This window comes from Streptomyces sp. NPDC058198 (assembly GCF_042882605.1).
Classification (GTDB): domain Bacteria; phylum Actinomycetota; class Actinomycetes; order Streptomycetales; family Streptomycetaceae; genus Streptomyces.
The window spans coordinates 1,937,275-1,954,246 of the sequence record NZ_JBHVVP010000001.1; the positions used below are offsets into that span (position 1 = coordinate 1,937,275).

Genomic DNA, 16,972 nt, shown 5'->3' on the forward strand with positions numbered 1-16,972 from the left:
ACGCCCCACCGTACCGCCTCGCGCTGCGGCCGTGCGGGGAGCGATGTCGTGTTCACTCAGGGCTGCAAACATCAATACCCCCCGTTCTGTTCCGTATCCTGTGCCCGCCTGTTCCCGGAGAGTTCGCCGAGGAGCAGGGCGAGTACACTCCGCACACTCTCTTTACGGATGTCCGCCCGGTCGCCGTTCAACCGCAGAGCGCTCACTTTCCCCGCGCCCTCCGGCCCCACCACCGCCACGTACACGGTCCCGACCGGCTGCCCGTCCTGCGGATCGGGGCCCGCGACCCCGGTGGTCGCCGCACCCCAGCCGGCCCCCAGCACCCGCCGCACGCCGGCCGCCATCTGCCGTGCCACCTCGGGGTCCACCGCGCCGCGCTGTTCCAGCAGGACCGGGTCGACGCCCAGAACATCCCGTTTGAGATCCGTCGCATAGGCCGTGACGGACCCGCGGAAGGTCCGGGAGGCCCCGGGGACGGACGTCAGCTCCGCGGCCAGCAGACCGCCGGTGAGGGATTCCGCGACGGCCAGCGTCCCGCCGCGCTCCAGCAGAGCCGCCAGCACCCGCGCCGCACGGTCGTTGACCGCGCCGACCCCAGCCACCGCACCGGCCCCGGCCGCCGCACCCGCCCCGGCGTCGGTCACCGCGCGGACTCCGCCGCCGCGCGCTCCGCCGCGAGCCCCTGACGCCGCAGCACGACCGCCTGCCGCACATAGTCCAGTGCGGTCAGCACCGTCAGCACGACGGCCACCGCCATCACCCAGAAGCGCAGCGTGGCCAGCGGCCCGGTCAGCGCGAGTACGTACATGCCCACGGCCGTGCCCTGCGCCAGGGTCTTGATCTTGCCGCCGCGGCTGGCCGGAATGACCCCGTGCCTGATGACCCAGAACCGCATCAGCGTGATGCCGAGTTCACGGAAAAGGATGACCCCCGTCACCCACCACGGCAGATCGCCGAGCGAGGACAGACAGATCAGCGCCGCGCCCATGATCGCCTTGTCCGCGATCGGGTCGGCGATCTTGCCGAAGTCGGTGACCAGGTTGTACGTACGGGCCAGATGGCCGTCGAAGATGTCCGTGATCATGGCGACGGCGAAGGCGGCCCACGCCCAGGCACGCCAGACGGGGTCGAACCCGCCGTCCTGGAGCATCAGCACAACGAAGCAGGGCACCAGCACCAGCCGCAGCATGGTGAGGATATTGGCGATGTTCCACAGACTGGCCTGATTGACCGCCACAGCCCCCAGCTTGCCACCACCGGGCACCGACTTCGCGCTGGTGCCGCCCGCCGCGGACGCCGGGACTCCGGTCATCTGGCCGCCTCCTCGCCCGGGATCCGGGATTCGTCCCCCAGCAGGCCGCGGTACTCGGCCACCAGGTCCACGCCCTCGGTACCGACCACCTTCGCCTCGACCATACGGCCGGGGAGCAGACCCTCGCTCGAAGTGAAGATCACCTGGCCGTCCGTCTCGGGGGCCTGGTGCGCCGCCCGGCCGACCGCCGCCTCCCCGGTGCCGTCCTCCGGGTCGACCGACTCGACGAGCACTTCGAGGCTCTCGCCGAGCCGCTCCTCGGCCCGCTGGGCGGTCAGCTCCTCGGCCAGCCGCGACAGATGTGCCAGCCGCTCGGCGACGACGTCACCGTCCAGCTTGTCCGCGTACGTGGCGGCCTCGGTGCCGTCCTCGTCCGAGTAGCCGAAGACGCCGATGGCGTCGAGCCGCGCACCCGTGAGGAAGCGCTCCAGCTCGGCGAAGTCCGCCTCGCTCTCGCCGGGGAAGCCGACGATGAAGTTCGAACGCACACCGGCCTGCGGCGCCTTGCCCCGGATGGTCTCCAGCAGCTCCAGGAAGCGGTCGGTGTCCCCGAAGCGCCGCATCGCGCGCAGCACGCCGGGCGCCGAGTGCTGGAAGGACAGATCGAAGTACGGCGCGACCTTGGGCGTCGACGTCAGGACGTCGATCAGTCCGGGGCGCATCTCGGCGGGCTGCAGGTAGCTCACCCGTACCCGCTCGATGCCGTCGACGGCCGCCAGCTCGGGCAGCAGGGTCTCCAGCAGCCGGATGTCGCCGAGGTCCTTGCCGTACGACGTGTTGTTCTCGGAGACGAGCATGAGCTCCTTGACGCCCTGCTCGGCCAGCCAGCGCGTCTCACCCAGGACGTCCGAGGGGCGCCGGGAGATGAAGGAGCCGCGGAACGACGGGATGGCGCAGAAGGAGCAGCGCCGGTCGCAGCCGGACGCGAGCTTCACGGAGGCGACAGGGCTGTGGTCCAGTCTCCGCCGCAGGGGCGCCCGCGGCCCGGAGGCCGGGGCGATCCCCTCCGGCAGGTCCTCGGCGGCCGGCAGGATGTCCGCCTGTCCGGCCACCGGGGAGAGGTCTCCGTGCCCCGGCAGGGCCACCCCGGCGGCGGCCTGCCGCTCGACCGGGCTGAGCGGCAGCAGCTTGCGCCGGTCACGGGGCGTGTGCGAGGCGTGGATGCCGCCGTTCAGGATGGTCTGGAGGCGGTCGGAGATATCGGCGTAGTCGTCAAAGCCGAGCACGCCGTCCGCCTCGGGCAGGGCCTCCGCCAGCTCCTTGCCGTACCGCTCGGCCATGCAGCCGACGGCGACGACCGCCTGGGTCTTGCCCTGATCCTTGAGATCATTGGCTTCCAGCAGGGCGTCGACGGAGTCCTTCTTCGCGGCCTCGACGAATCCGCAGGTGTTGACGACAGCGACGTCCGCGGCGGCGGCGTCCTGGACGAGCTCCCAGCCGTCCGCTGCCAAGCGGCCTGCAAGCTCCTCCGAGTCCACCTCGTTACGGGCGCAGCCAAGAGTGACAAGGGCGACGGTACGGCGTTCGGGCATGGGCGCAAGACTACTTTGTCCTGGCCCTGCCCCCGCCGTGCAGGGGTTGCTCAGCCGACCTCGGGGTCGCCCTTCGTGTACGAGAGCCGCTCGACCTGCCCGGCCTCGAACTCGTCCTCGACCTTCTTGCCGTTGACGAACAGCTCGATCGCCCCGGCGTTCCCGATGATCAGATCGATCTGCTCATCGTCCTGGAAAGTCTTGGAAGCGCCCTTGAGGAGCGTGCCGTCGAACAGCAGCTTGCCGTTGTGCGCCTTGGCGGAGATCCAGCTCTTGTCGTCTATGGCGGAGAGCTTCACCGTGACCTTGTCGCGCGGCGCGGCGGCGATGGCGCTTTCCGACGGGTCGGGCTTGGGGGCGGTCGACTTCGTCGCACTGGGCTTGGCGCCCTTGTCGGGCTTCGCTCCCTCGGCGACGGACTTGGTCTTTCCTCCCTCGTCCCCATCGCTGAACAGGGTGAAGCCGGCGAAGCCGACCACGGCGACGATCGCGGCGACCATGGCGGCGGTCCAGTTGGGGCGGGCCCGTTCCGGCCGGATCCGCTCCGCCTCGAACATGGGCGCCGCGCCCGTGGGCATCGGACGCCCGCCGTGCGCGTCGTCGAATCGCTCGACGAGATCATCAGGGTCGATCCCGACCGTACGGGCGAGCATACGGATGTGCCCGCGGGCGTAGACATCGCCGCCGCAGCGCGAGAAGTCGTCCTGCTCGATCGCCTGCACGATGGGGACGCGCACGCGGGTCGAGCTGCTGACCTCATCGACCGTCAGGTTCGCCGCGACGCGTGCCTGCTGAAGAATCTGACCGATCGAAGGCAGGTCGTCTTCGGGCTCGGTGTCGAAGGCCGGGGCGTCGGAAGCCGAGCTGTCCGAAGCCGAGACGTCGGAAGTAGTGCTGTCCGAAGCCGGGGCATCGGAAGCCGAGCTGTCGGAAGCCGGGGCATCGGGAGGACTGACGTCGGAAACGGCGCCGTCGGAAGGATTGACGTCGGGGGCGTTGTCGTCAGGTTCTGGGGCGTTGCCGTCGGGGGAGTTGCCGATGGACACGGGGGCGCCTTTCGAGCGTGTAGCCACCTGCTGGACGTTCAGTCTATGGGTGGTACGAAAGGGTGGGGCAACCGGGCGGATGCACTTTGTACGCCATCAGAAGGGCCTGACGACGTGGCAGAGGGACACGATGCACTTCCTCTCTCCAACTTGACGTCTGACCTAGGGAAACGGTTGCCTTCCTTTTCCCTAGGATTGAGCCTCCCCGCGTATCACGGCGAGCACTCCATCCAATTCATCCGCCTTCACCAGGACATCGCGGGCTTTGGAGCCCTCGCTCGGTCCGACGATGTTCCTCGATTCCATGAGGTCCATCAGCCGGCCGGCCTTGGCGAAGCCGACACGCAGCTTCCGCTGAAGCATCGAGGTCGAGCCGAACTGCGTGGAGACCACCAGTTCGGCGGCCTGGCAGAGCAGATCGAGATCGTCGCCGATGTCCTCGTCGATCTCCTTCTTCTTGGCCGTCCCGACCACGACGTCCTCACGGAAGACGGGTGCCATCTGATCCTTGCAGTGCTGGACGACCGCCGCGACCTCGTCCTCGGTGACAAAGGCACCCTGCATACGGGTCGGCTTGTTCGCGCCCATCGGCAGGAACAGGCCGTCTCCCTTGCCGATCAGCTTCTCCGCGCCCGGCTGATCGAGGATGACCCGGCTGTCGGCCAGCGAGGACGTCGCGAAGGCGAGCCGCGAGGGGACATTCGCCTTGATCAGCCCGGTGACGACATCGACCGAGGGCCGCTGGGTGGCGAGCACCAGATGAATACCGGCGGCACGGGCCAACTGGGTGATACGGACGATGGCGTCCTCGACATCACGCGGCGCGACCATCATCAGGTCGGCCAGCTCGTCCACGATGACCAGCAGATACGGATACGGCGAGAGCTCACGCTCGCTGCCCTCGGGCAGCTTGACCTTCCCGTTGCGCACGGCCCGGTTGAAGTCGTCGATATGGCGGTAGCCGTAGGCCGCGAGGTCGTCGTAGCGCAGATCCATCTCCCGTACGACCCACTGGAGCGCCTCGGCGGCCCGCTTGGGGTTGGTGATGATCGGCGTGATCAGATGCGGGATGCCCTCGTAGGCGGTCAGCTCGACCCGCTTGGGGTCCACGAGCACCATCCGGACGTCCTCCGGGGTCGCCCGGACCATCACCGACGTGATCAGGCAGTTGATGCAGGAGGACTTCCCGGAGCCGGTGGCGCCGGCGACGAGCATGTGCGGCATCTTCGCGAGGTTGGCCATCACATAGCCGCCCTCGACGTCCTTGCCGAGCGCGACGAGCATCGGGTGGTCGTCCTCGGCGGCGTTCGCGAGGCGCAGCACATCACCCAGGTTGACCATTTCGCGGTCGGTGTTCGGGATCTCGATACCGACCGCGGACTTGCCGGGGATCGGGGAGATGATCCGTACGTCCGGGCTGGCCACGGCGTACGCGATGTTCTTGGTGAGCGCGGTGATGCGCTCGACCTTCACGGCGGGCCCGAGCTCCACCTCGTACCGCGTGACCGTCGGTCCGCGGGTGAAGCCGGTGACGGCCGCGTCGACCTTGAACTCCATGAAGACATTGCTGAGCGAGGCGACGATCACGTCATTGGCGGCGCTGCGCGTCTTACCGGGACCGCCGCGCTCCAGCAGGTCCAGTGAGGGCAGCGCGTACGTGATGTCCCCGCGGAGCTGGAGCTGCTCGGCGCGCGGCGGCAGCGGTTCGTCCTCGCGGGGCACGGGCTTGGTCAGGTCCGCGACGACCCCGGTGGTGGCAGCCGGCTTCTCCGCCTCACGCGCGCTGGGTACGGGTACGGAGCGCTCCCCGGCGGTGTCCTCCGTGCGCGCCCCGGGCGCCTCCCCCCGCTTGCGCGTACGGTCCACGGACACGCCCTGGGTGAGGTCCGCGACGATCGGCGAGGGCGGCATCCCATTGAGGACGGCGCCGTCCAGCGCCGCCGCCGCGGCGGCCGCCACATCCACGGCGTCCATGGGCCGGCCCAGGTCCGGCTGGGCGGAGGACCGGCGTGGCCTGCGCCGCGCGGAGAGCGCCTCCCCCTCGGCCTGGTCGGGGTCGTACTCCTGCGGTGTCGCGCTCCGGCGTGCGGACGGACGGCGCGCGCCGGGGGGCAGCGTCTGGCGCCACTGCTCGTCGTACCGCTCGTCGTCGCTGTCGGGCTCTTCCGGTTCGTACTCTTCGGGCTCGTAGGGTGGTTCGACTATCCCCAGCTTGGAGCCGAGCAGCCGCAGCCGCTGCGGGATGGCGTTGACGGGGGTGGCGGTGACGACCAGCAGGCCGAAGACGGTGAGCAGCAGGAGCAGCGGTACGGCGAGGACCTCGCCCGTGGTGAAGATCAGCGGTGTGGAGGCGGCCCAGCCGATGAGCCCGCCCGCGTCCTGCATCGCTTCGGTGCCCTCGCCGCGCCCCGGGGCGCCGCAGGCGATATGAACCAGCCCGAGCACGCCGATGACGAGCGCGGAGAGTCCGATGACGATCCGTCCGTTGGCCTCGGGCTTCTCGGGATAGAGGATCAGCCGGACGGCGACGGCGCCCAGCAGTATCGGCACGAGCAGATCGAGTCGGCCGAAGGCTCCGGTGATGAGCATCTCGACCAGGTCGCCCACCGGGCCTTGCAGGTTCGACCAGGTGCCGGCCGCGACGACGAGGGCGAGGCCGAGCAGCAGCAGGGCCACCCCGTCCTTGCGATGAGCCGGGTCGAGCCCCTTCGCGCCGCGTCCTATGCCGCGGAACATCGCCCCGATGCCGTGCGCGGCCCCGAGCCAGACGGCGCGTACGAGCCGGTACACGCCCCCGGTCGGGGACGGTGCGGCTTTGGGTACCGGCTTGGCGACCGCTTTCTTCGCGGGGGCCTTCTTGGCCGGTGCTTTCTTCACAGGCACGGTCTTCTTCGGCGCCGCCTTTTTGGCGGGCGCCGCTTTCGCGGCGCCGGTCGTACGGCCGGGCCGCGGCTTTGCGGTGCCCGCCGTGCCCTGGGAACCCTTGCCGGACGTACGTGAGGCCATGGTGGTGAGGTTACCGGTGTGAGCAGCCGCGGACACGTGTGCCCACGGCTTCACCCGATCGTGTCGTCCGTGGGGTGTCGGGTAACTGACGCTGCTTCAGCTGCTCAGTTCTGCGAGGGAAGTGTGGGCGAACCGCTTCCCGTGCCCGGCTCCAGCGCGTCCAGCGCCCGCCGCAGACCGGTGAGTTTGCGCTCCAGGTGGGCGGCGGTGGCCACGGCGGAAGCATCCGCCGAATCGTCGTCCAGCTGCTTGGAGAGCGCTTCTGCCTGCTCCTCAACTGCCGCGAGCCGCGCGGACAGTTCAGCCAGCAGACCGGTCGGCTCCTTGGCCTCGCCCGCCCCCGCCAGCTGGAGCCTGAGCAGCTCGGCCTGCTCCTTCAACTGGCAGTTCTTCATGTACAGCTCGACGAAGACCGAGACCTTGGCGCGCAGCACCCACGGGTCGAACGGCTTCGAGATGTAGTCCACCGCGCCCGCCGCGTAACCCCGGAAGGTGTGGTGCGGGCCGTGGTTGATGGCCGTGAGAAAAATGATCGGGATGTCGCGTGTCCGCTCCCGCCGCTTGATGTGCGCGGCGGTCTCGAAACCGTCCATCCCTGGCATCTGGACATCCAGCAGAATGACGGCGAAGTCGTCCGTCAGCAGCGCTTTGAGCGCTTCCTCCCCTGACGATGCCCGCACCAGCGTCTGATCGAGCGCAGAGAGGATGGCCTCCAGCGCCAGCAGATTCTCCGGCCGGTCATCGACCAGGAGGATCTTGGCCTTCTGCACCATGGCCACCCGCCCTCCTCGCCCCGGCATGGGGCGTCCCCTGCTCGCAAGGCCCGGCGAAGCACCGGGCGCCGCCCCAGGGGACGACTCCGTTACGCCGTCCGTCCTTGTGCCGGTCATCGTAGCCGCACCCCGCCTGTCGCCACACCCTGTCACCGTGATGTCACTGTGCACGAACGAGAAACGTTGCGGGAGACCAGAAGGTTCCCCGAATATCGCCGCCTCACACGCCGCCGGGCACAGTCGATCACGACATCGGGCTGATTCGCGCAGCCACTGATCATTTGTCGCGCATCCACCCCTCCATCACCGACAACAGATGGTCAGGATCGACCGGCTTCGTCACATAGTCGGAAGCACCGGAGTCGATCGCCTTCTCCCTGTCGCCCTTCATCGCCTTCGCGGTGAGCGCGATGATCGGCAGCCCGGCGAACTGCGGCATCCTGCGGATCGCCGTCGTCGTCGCGTATCCGTCCATCTCCGGCATCATGATGTCCATCAGAACGACCGTCACATCATCGTGCTGCTCCAGGACTTCGATGCCTTCCCGGCCGTTCTCCGCGTACAGCACCGACAGACCGTGCTGCTCCAGCACGCTGGTGAGCGCGAAGACATTACGGATGTCGTCGTCGACGATCAGCACCTTCTCACCGGCGAAGGTGAAGGTACGGCGCTCCTGGGGCGCCTCCTGACGGCCCATACCGCCCGTACCGACGGTCCAGGACTCCCGTCCCGCGGAAGACCCGCCCGAAGCGCCCGGCGCCCCTGCCGGCGTCGCCTGGCCGCCCTGTCCTGACGTATCGGAGCCCTGCTCCGCGGCGGCGACGCTCCTGCGGCGGCGCCGGAACAGCGCGGCAGGACCCGGCAGCTCCGCGGGCGCGGGCTCCTCCGGCCGCGGCTGCCCCGCGGTCTCCGCGGTGACACCGCTCGTCACACGCCCCAGCGGCTTCATGCCGGCGGGCGTCAGCTGCGGATAGCCCTGCGGAGGCAGTTCGCTCGGATGGAGCGGCAGGTAGAGCGTGAAGGTCGAGCCACGCCCCGGCTCACTCGCCGCGTGGATCTCACCGCCGAGCAGCCGCGCGATCTCCCGGCTGATGGACAGGCCCAGACCCGTACCGCCGTACTTCCGGCTGGTCGTGCCGTCCGCCTGCTTGAACGCCTCGAAGATCACACGCATCTTGCTCGCCGCGATACCGATCCCGGTGTCGGTGACCGAGAACGCGATCAGGTCACCGTCGGCGTCACGCAGCGAACCCGCCTCCAGCAGCTGCTCCCTGATGGCATGCGGCACATCCGTACCCGCCGGCCGGATCACCAGCTCCACCGCTCCGCTGTCGGTGAACTTCACGGCGTTGGACAGGAGGTTGCGCAGCACCTGCAGCAGACGCTGCTCGTCGGTGTGCAGGGTGGCGGGCAGCTCCGGCGACACCCGTACGGAGAAATCGAGCCCCTTCTCCGCGGTGAGCGGCCGGAACGTCGCCTCCACATAGTCGACCAGCTGGACCAGCGCGATACGGGTCGGGCTGACGTCCATCTTGCCCGCCTCGACCTTCGACAGATCGAGGATGTCGTTGATCAGCTGGAGCAGATCGGAACCCGCGCCATGGATCGTCTCCGCGAACTCCACCTGCTTCGGGGAGAGATTCGACTCCGCGTTGTCCGCGAGCAGCTTGGCAAGGATGAGCAGCGAGTTGAGCGGCGTACGCAGCTCGTGCGACATGTTCGCCAGGAACTCCGACTTGTAGCGCATCGAGACGGCGAGCTGCTCGGCCCGCTCCTCCAGGACCTGCCTGGCCTCTTCGATCTCGGTGTTCTTCACCTCGATGTCGCGGTTCTGCTGCGCCAGCAGCTCGGCCTTCTCCTCCAGCTCCTCGTTGGACTCCTGAAGGGCCTTCTGCCGGTTCTCCAGCTCCGCGGAGCGCTCCCGCAGCTGCTCGGTCAGCTCCTGCGACTGCTTCAGCAGCACCTCGGTCTTGGAGTTGACGCTGATGGTGTTGACGCTCGTCGCGATCATCTCGGCGATCTGGTTGAGGAAGTCCCGCTGGATATGGGTGAACGGCTGGAACGACGCCAGCTCGATCACCCCGAGGACCTTCCCCTCGAAGAGCACCGGCAGCACGATCACATGCGCCGGCGACGCCTCCCCGAGCCCGGACGAGATCTTGAGATACCCCGGCGGCACATTGACCTGGATGGTTCGTTTCTCCTCGGCGGCCGTGCCGATGAGGGTCTCGCCGGGCCGGAAGGCCGTCGGCATCGCGCCGGCCGAGTAGCCGTAGCTGCCGCGCATGCACAGCTCGTACGAGGCGTCCTTGCCGACATCCGTACCGACCTGGGGCACCGCGCCGGTCTGCATCGCCAGGAAGAACGCGCCGTGCTGCGCCGAGACCACCGGGGTCAGCTCGCTCATGATCAGCGAGGCGACGTCATCGAGATCGCGGCGGCCCTGCATCAACCCGGAGATCCGGGCGAGGTTGCCCTTCAGCCAGTCCTGCTCCTCGTTGGCGAGGGTGGTGTCCCGCAGGTTGGCGATCATCGTGTTGATGTTGTCCTGCAGGACCTGGATCTCGCCCGCCGCGTCGACATCGATCTTGAGGTTCAGATCGCCGCGGGTCACCGCGGTGGCGACGGCGGCGATGGCCCGCACCTGACGGGTCAGGTTGCCGGCCATCTCGTTCACCGATTCGGTGAGGTCGCGCCACGTGCCGTCGACGTCCCTCACCCGGGCCTGGCCGCCCAGCTGCCCGTCCGTGCCCACCTCGCGGGCCACCCGGGTCACCTGATCGGCGAAGGAGGAGAGCTGGTCGACCATCGTGTTGATGGTGTTCTTCAGCTTCAGGATCTCACCGCGCGCATCGATGTCGATCTTCTTGGTGAGATCGCCCTTGGCGATGGCGGTGGTGACCGTGGCGATCTGGCGCACCTGCCCGGTCAGGTTGGACGCCATCGAGTTCACCGACTCGGTGAGGTCCTTCCACGTACCGGACACGCCGGGAACCCTGGCCTGGCCGCCCAGTTCGCCCTCGGTGCCCACCTCGCGGGCGACTCGCGTCACCTCGTCCGCGAACGAGGACAGCGTCGTCACCATCGTGTTGACGGTGTCGGCGAGCTCCGCGACCTCGCCGCGCGCCTCCACCGTCACCTTCTTCGTCAGATCGCCGTTGGCCACCGCCGACGAGACCCGCGAAATGTTGCGCACCTGGCTGGTCAGGTTGTTGGCCATCGTGTTGACGTTGTCGCTGAGGTCCTTCCAGATGCCGGTGACACCCCGGACCCGGGCCTGACCGCCGAGGATGCCTTCCGTACCCACCTCACGGGCGACTCGCGTCACCTCGTCCGCGAAGTTCGACAGCTGGTCGACCATCGTGTTGACGGTCGTGACCAGGTCGAGGATCTCGCCCCGGGCATCGACGGTGATCTTCTTCGACAGATCGCCCTTGGCGACCGCCGTGGTGACCTCGGCGATATTGCGGACCTGCGAGGTCAGATTGTTCGCCATGAAGTTGACGGACTGGGTGAGGTCCTTCCACGTACCCGAGACACCCTGCACCTCGGCCTGGCCGCCGAGGATGCCCTCGGTACCCACCTCGCGGGCCACCCGGGTCACCTGCTCGGCGAAGTTGGACAGCTGGTCCACCATCGTGTTGAGGGTGTTCTTCAGCTCCAGGATCTCGCCGCGCGCGTCCACGTCGATCTTCTGCGACAGGTCGCCGCGCGCGACCGCCGTGGCAACGCCCGCGATGTTCCGGACCTGCGCGGTGAGGTTCCCCGCCATGCCGTTCACGGAGTCGGTCAGGTCGCGCCAGACGCCCGCGACGCCCGGCACCTGCGCCTGACCGCCCAGCCGGCCGTCCGTACCCACCTCGCGGGCGACCCTGGTCACCTGCTCGGCGAAGGCCGACAACTGGTCGACCATGGTGTTGATGGTGTTCTTCAGCTCCAGGATCTCGCCCCGGGCGTCCACATCGATCTTCTGCGACAGATCACCCCGCGCCACGGCCGTGGTCACCTGCGCGATCTGCCTCACCTGATCGGTCAGATTCCCCGCCATGAAGTTGACGGAGTCGGTGAGTTCCTTCCACGTACCACTGACGCCGTCCACTCGCGCCTGGCCGCCGAGCCGCCCTTCCGTACCCACGTCCCGCGCCATGCGCGTCACCTGGTCGGCGAACGAGGAGAGCTGCGCCACCATCGTATTGACGGTGTTCTTGAGCTCCAGCATCTCGCCCGCGACATCGACCGTGACCTTCTGGGACAGATCACCATTGGCGACCGCCGTCGTCACCTGCGCGATGTCCCGCACCTGGCCGGTGAGGTTACGGAACGCCGTGTTCACCGAATCGGTGAGGTCCTTCCAGGTCCCCGCCGCACCGGGAACTTCCGCCTGGCCACCGAGCCTGCCCTCGACGCCGACCTCCCGCGCGACGCGCGTGACCTCGGAACCGAACGACTGCAGCTGATCCACCATCGTATTGACGGTGTTCTTCAGCTCCAGCATCTCGCCCGCGACATCGACGGTGACCTTCTGGGACAGATCGCCGTTCGCGACCGCCGTCGTCACCTGCGCGATGTCCCGCACCTGCGTGGTCAGATTGCGGAAGACGGTGTTGACCGAGTCCGTCAGGTCCTTCCAGGTCCCGGCGGCGCCGGGCACCTGTGCCTGACCACCGAGCAGACCCTCGGCTCCGACCTCGCTCGCGACACGTGTCACTTCGTCCGCGAACGTGCGGAGCGTCTCGGTCATCTGGTTGATCGTCTCGGCGAGCTGGGCCACCTCGCCGCGCGCGCTCACCGTGACCTTCTGCGACAGATCACCGTTGGCGACGGCCGTGGTGACCTCGGCGATGCCCCGCACCTGGTTGGTCAGGTTGCCGGCCATCGTGTTCACCGAATCGGTGAGGTCCTTCCACACCCCGGCCACACCCGGGACGGTCGCCTGACCGCCCAGCTCGCCTTCGGTGCCGACCTCCCGTGCCACGCGTGTGACCTCGGAGGAGAAGGACGACAGCTGGTCCACCATCGTGTTGACGGTGTTCTTCAGCTGGAGCATCTCGCCGGCCACATGGACCGTGACCTTGCGCGACAGATCACCCTTGGCGACCGCCGTCGTAACGAGAGCAATGTCACGTACCTGAGCGGTGAGCCGGTACGCCATCGTGTTGACGGAATCCGTGAGATCTTTCCACGATCCGGACATACCGCGCACCTTGGCCTGGCCGCCGAGCTTGCCCTCGGTACCGACCTCCAGCGCCACCCGGGTCACCTCGTCGGTGAACGCGGAGAGCTGGTCGACCAGATTGTTGACCGTACGGGCCACCTTCAGGAACTCGCCGCGCAGCGGCCGCTCCGCCCCGTCGGTGGAGTGCGAGCGCAGGTCCATCCGCTGTTCCAGGTCGCCCTCGGCGACCGCGGAGAGCACCCGCCCGACCTCGGACACGGGCCGCGCCAGATCGTCGACCAGCGCGTTCGACGCGTCGATCGCCGCAGCCCAGGACCCCTCGCAGGCCCCGGTCTCCAGGCGCTCTGTGAGCTTTCCCTCGCGCCCGACCATGCGCCGCACGCGGGCCAGCTCACCCGTGAGATGGATATTGCGGTCGGCGACCTCGTTGAAGACGGCGGCGATCTCCGCCATCACATCGTCACCGGAGACGGTCAGGCGCTTACGGAAGTTGCCGTCCCGCATCGACACCAAGGCCGTCAGCAGTCTGCTCAGCTCCGCCGCGTCCACCTCGACTGTCCCATTGCTCCGGGATCGTCCGCCTTTCACGCGTGTGTTCGCGCCACGCGCCGCCATGCCAGACTCCACCGTGTCCCTCCCGCAGGGGTTGACCGAACTGTCCGGGCTGTTTCGGAAAGCCTGCCCAGTGTTTCACCATGGCCGAACCAGGCCATAACAGTTCGGCTGCTTCGCATAGCGTCCCCGAACACGGAGGACGGAAACTGTGGTGACCGGCATCCGCTCGGACAGCGAAGGTAAGTAACCTGGCATTCGGCTGTCCAACCGCCCCGGTCCGCCCGGCAGGGGCGGTGTGGCGAAGGTACTACCACCGGGCACCTGGAGGGGCGGGGCCGATCATGGCGGAGCCGGGCGTCGAAACGCGTACGAGGAGTTCTGTGATCACCGCGCGGGCGGCTGCCAGCTTCGACCCTGTCGGGCGGTCCGTCGCGACGGCCCGCGCCTTCGTCCGTGACACGCTCCAGGGATGGGGCTACTCCGATGTCGTCGACGACGCCGTCGTCCTCACCAGCGAGCTCGTCACCAACGCCGTCATCCATGCAGGCACCTCCGCCGATGTGCTCTGCCTCCGTACGGAGGACGGTGTCCGGGTCGAAGTCGCCGACCGCTACCCCGAACGCGAGGTGCCTATTCAGGGCACCGGACAGTCGTTCGGCAGCCCGGACCGCGAGAACGGCCGGGGACTGCTGCTCTGCGCCGCGCTGGCATCCCGCTGGGGCGTCGAGTACACGCCCACGTACAAGCAGGTGTGGTTCCAGCTCGACCTCCCCCAGCGGCCGGTCGGCACCCGCTCCGCAGGCCCCGTCCTGCCCACCAGTCTGCTCCCCGTCGCCGACGAACGGGTACGGGTCGCCGTCGTCCAGATCGACGGGACCGGCGCCGTCGTCCGCTGGAACGAAGACGCGGAGCACATCTTCGGGTACGCCCCCGAGCAGGTCGTCGGCAAGCCCCTCACCGACCTCGCCGCCTGGCCGCAGACCCCCGGCATCGGCACAGGCATCGTCGAGGCACTTCAACTCTCGCGCTGGGAAGGCAGTTACGGCATGCGGGGCGCCGACGGCCGGGTCATCCCCGTCTACGCCTCACACCTCCGGGTGCGTGACACCCAGGGCGAGCCGTCCACGGTCTGCCTCCTCGTACGTGATTACGAACGCGCCGTCATCCAGACCCCGCTGCGCGCCCCCGCCACCGAGGCGGGCGCCGAGAGCCGCACCGCGGACCCCTTCGAGATCTTCATCGGCTCCCCCGCCCCGGAGGACCTCGACGGACTCCTCCAGCGCACGGTCGAGCGCGCCCGCGACATGCTCGACGGCGACTCCGCCTTCCTCCTGCTGGCCACGGACGACGAGACGGAACTGGAAGTACGGGCCTCCACCGGGCTCCCCTCCGCCCGCCAGCGCTTCGCCAGGGTTCCCGTGGAGGCCGGCACCGGACGCTACGGCTCCGCGCGGATGCCGGCCGTCCACGACGACCTCACGGCCGTCCCGGGAGCGGTCCCGCTGCTGAACGGCACCGGGATGCGCTCGGTCGTGACCGTCCCGCTGAAGGTCGAGGGCCGGCTCACCGGCTCCCTGGGCGTCGCCGCCGAAGGAGCGAGCCGCTTCTCCAACGAGGAGGCGCTGCGCCTCCAGTTCGCCGCCGACCGCATCGCCCTGGCCGTCGAGTCGGCCCGCCTGGGCGAACTGGAGCGTCTGCGCCGCGGCTCGCTCTCGTTCCTCGTGGAGGCCTCGGACCTGCTCGCGGGCACCCTGGACCGTGACCAGACACTGGCCCTGATGGCTCAGATGACCGTGCCCACCCTGGCCACCTGGTGCGCGGTCTACACGATCGCTGACCAGTCGTCGGACCCGTACCTCTCCTACGTGCTGCACGAGGACGAGGAGCGCATCGACGGCCTCAAGGCCCTGCTCTCCAAGATCAACCCGCCGGACCCGGTTCCCACCCCAGGCGCCCGCATCTGGACCGCCCCCGCGGACGCCGCCCACCAGGCAGCCCTGCGCACGTCCATGCGCCAGCTGGGAGGCGGTTCGGCCCCGACCGCGTCGAGCGTCGGCACAACACTGGCCACAGCGGCCGCTGTCGGCGGCGAGACCGTGGTGCTGCCGCTGGTGGCCCGTAACCGGGTCATCGGCATGCTGACCCTCGGCAAGCCCTCCGACGACCACTTCCGCCAGGAGATCCTGGAGCTCGCGGAAGACCTCTCGCGCCGAGCGGCGCTGGCCCTCGACAACGCCCGCCTCTACTCCGAGCGCACGGCCATCAGCCAGGCCCTGCAGCGCAGCCTGCTGCCGCCGGGGCTCCCCCAGGTGCCCGGGGTCGAGGTCGAGGTCATCTACCGCGCGGCGGGCGAAGGCAACGAGGTCGGGGGCGACTTCTACGATCTCTTCCCGATCCGGGACGGTGCCTACGGCTTCGCCATCGGCGACGTCTGTGGTACGGGCCCGGAAGCCGCGGCCGTCACCGGCCTGGCCCGGCACGCCCTGCGGCTGCTGGCCCGCGAGGGCTTCGGCGGACCCGCGGTGCTCGAGCGGCTGAACGCGGCCATCCTCGACGAGGGCGCCCGCAGCCGCTTTCTCACCCTGCTCTACGGGGAGTTGTGGCCGCAGGAGGACGGCAGCGCGATTCTCAAGGTGGTCTGCGCCGGCCATCCGCTCCCCCTGCGTCTGCGTCAGAACGGCACGGTCGAGCCGGCGGCCGAACCGCAGCCGCTGCTCGGTGTCATGGAGGACCTGGAGCTGTACGAGCAGACGATCACCCTGGACCCGGGAGACGTCCTCCTGTGCGTCACCGACGGCGTCACGGAACGCCGGGAGGGCACGCGCATGCTCGGGGACGACGGCCTGGCCGATGTTCTGACGACCTGTACGGGCCTCACGGCCGGCGCGGTCGCCTCCCGCGTACTGCGCGCGGTGGAACGCTTCGCGGCCGAGCCTGCCTCGGACGACATGGCCATCCTGGCAATGCGTGTCCCGGAGCCCCACGCCAGCTAGGCCCTGTCAGGACAGAACGCGGAATGCGAAAGGCCCCCGCCAACTGGCGGGGGCCTTTCGTTGTTCCTTGAGCCCCAATACGGAATCGAACCGTAGACCTTCTCCTTACCATGGAGACGCTCTACCGACTGAGCTATTGGGGCGAGCAACAAGAGAAAGCATACCCGATGCTCGACCTGCTCAGCACCCTCCGCCGGCCGCGAAGTGTCGGCCGGTCAGGCCGGATCAATGACACAGGTCTGCGCAAATGGGTGGTGAACGCAGAAATGCCCCGCACCATACGGTGCGGGGCATTCCCACAAAGATTGTTCGGCGGCGTCCTACTCTCCCACAGGGTCCCCCCTGCAGTACCATCGGCGCTGTGAGGCTTAGCTTCCGGGTTCGGAATGTAACCGGGCGTTTCCCTCACGCAATGACCACCGAAACACTATGAAGATGTCGAACCAGACGGATAACCACACGACTGTTCGTTACTTCAGAACTAACACAGTGGACGCGAGCAACTGAGGACAAGCCCTCGGCCTATTAGTACCAGTCAGCTTCAACCGTTACCGGTCTTCCACATCTGGCCTATCAACC

The 16,972-nt window shown here is 68.6% G+C and carries 8 protein-coding genes, 1 tRNA gene and 2 rRNA genes; 1 reads left to right on the forward strand and 10 read right to left on the reverse strand.

From position 1 onward, the window contains the following. Window positions 1–71: 71 nt before the first annotated feature. From ACFVWW_RS08485 to ACFVWW_RS08515, 7 genes are all read right to left on the reverse strand, one after another. Window positions 72–602: a CinA family protein gene (locus ACFVWW_RS08485; RefSeq protein ID WP_386876803.1), complete on the reverse strand. Its 531-nt coding sequence runs from the start codon at window positions 600–602 to the stop codon at window positions 72–74. 38 nt (window positions 603–640) lie between these two features. Continuing rightward, window positions 641–1,312, reverse strand: a complete 672-nt coding sequence (gene pgsA, locus ACFVWW_RS08490; RefSeq protein ID WP_386876686.1) for a CDP-diacylglycerol--glycerol-3-phosphate 3-phosphatidyltransferase — start codon at window positions 1,310–1,312, stop codon at window positions 641–643. Continuing rightward, the gene (rimO, locus tag ACFVWW_RS08495; RefSeq protein WP_386876688.1) at window positions 1,309–2,844 is read right to left on the reverse strand and encodes a 30S ribosomal protein S12 methylthiotransferase RimO; all 1,536 of its coding nucleotides are present in this window, start codon (window positions 2,842–2,844) and stop codon (window positions 1,309–1,311) included. The genes pgsA and rimO overlap by 4 nt, the downstream gene beginning before the upstream one ends. 50 nt (window positions 2,845–2,894) lie before the next feature. Next, window positions 2,895–3,662 carry a helix-turn-helix domain-containing protein gene (locus ACFVWW_RS08500; protein WP_384180193.1) on the reverse strand — a complete coding sequence of 256 codons (768 nt, stop codon included), beginning with the start codon at window positions 3,660–3,662 and terminating at the stop codon, window positions 2,895–2,897. A 417-nt stretch (window positions 3,663–4,079) separates the two neighbouring features. Then, window positions 4,080–6,896 (reverse strand): DNA translocase FtsK, encoded by a 2,817-nt coding sequence (locus ACFVWW_RS08505; RefSeq protein ID WP_384337667.1) that lies wholly within the window; start codon window positions 6,894–6,896, stop codon window positions 4,080–4,082. A 104-nt stretch (window positions 6,897–7,000) separates the two neighbouring features. Continuing rightward, the gene (locus ACFVWW_RS08510) at window positions 7,001–7,669 is read right to left on the reverse strand and encodes a two-component system response regulator (protein ID WP_384179862.1); all 669 of its coding nucleotides are present in this window, start codon (window positions 7,667–7,669) and stop codon (window positions 7,001–7,003) included. Between the two features lie 277 nt (window positions 7,670–7,946). Continuing rightward, the gene (locus ACFVWW_RS08515; protein ID WP_386876691.1) at window positions 7,947–13,460 is read right to left on the reverse strand and encodes a HAMP domain-containing protein; all 5,514 of its coding nucleotides are present in this window, start codon (window positions 13,458–13,460) and stop codon (window positions 7,947–7,949) included. Window positions 13,461–13,741: 281 nt separating this feature from the next. Here ACFVWW_RS08515 and ACFVWW_RS08520 point away from each other — a divergent pair, with 281 nt between their 5' ends. Continuing rightward, complete coding sequence (locus ACFVWW_RS08520; RefSeq protein ID WP_384179858.1) at window positions 13,742–16,393, forward strand: SpoIIE family protein phosphatase; 2,652 nt, start codon at window positions 13,742–13,744, stop codon at window positions 16,391–16,393. A 70-nt stretch (window positions 16,394–16,463) separates the two neighbouring features. Here the strand turns inward: ACFVWW_RS08520 and ACFVWW_RS08525 are convergent. From ACFVWW_RS08525 to ACFVWW_RS08535, 3 genes are all read right to left on the reverse strand, one after another. After that, a tRNA-Thr gene (locus tag ACFVWW_RS08525) sits at window positions 16,464–16,536 on the reverse strand. Between the two features lie 164 nt (window positions 16,537–16,700). Continuing rightward, window positions 16,701–16,817, reverse strand: a 5S ribosomal RNA gene (gene rrf / locus ACFVWW_RS08530). An 81-nt stretch (window positions 16,818–16,898) separates the two neighbouring features. Then, window positions 16,899–16,972, reverse strand: a 23S ribosomal RNA gene (locus tag ACFVWW_RS08535); the annotation flags it as partial.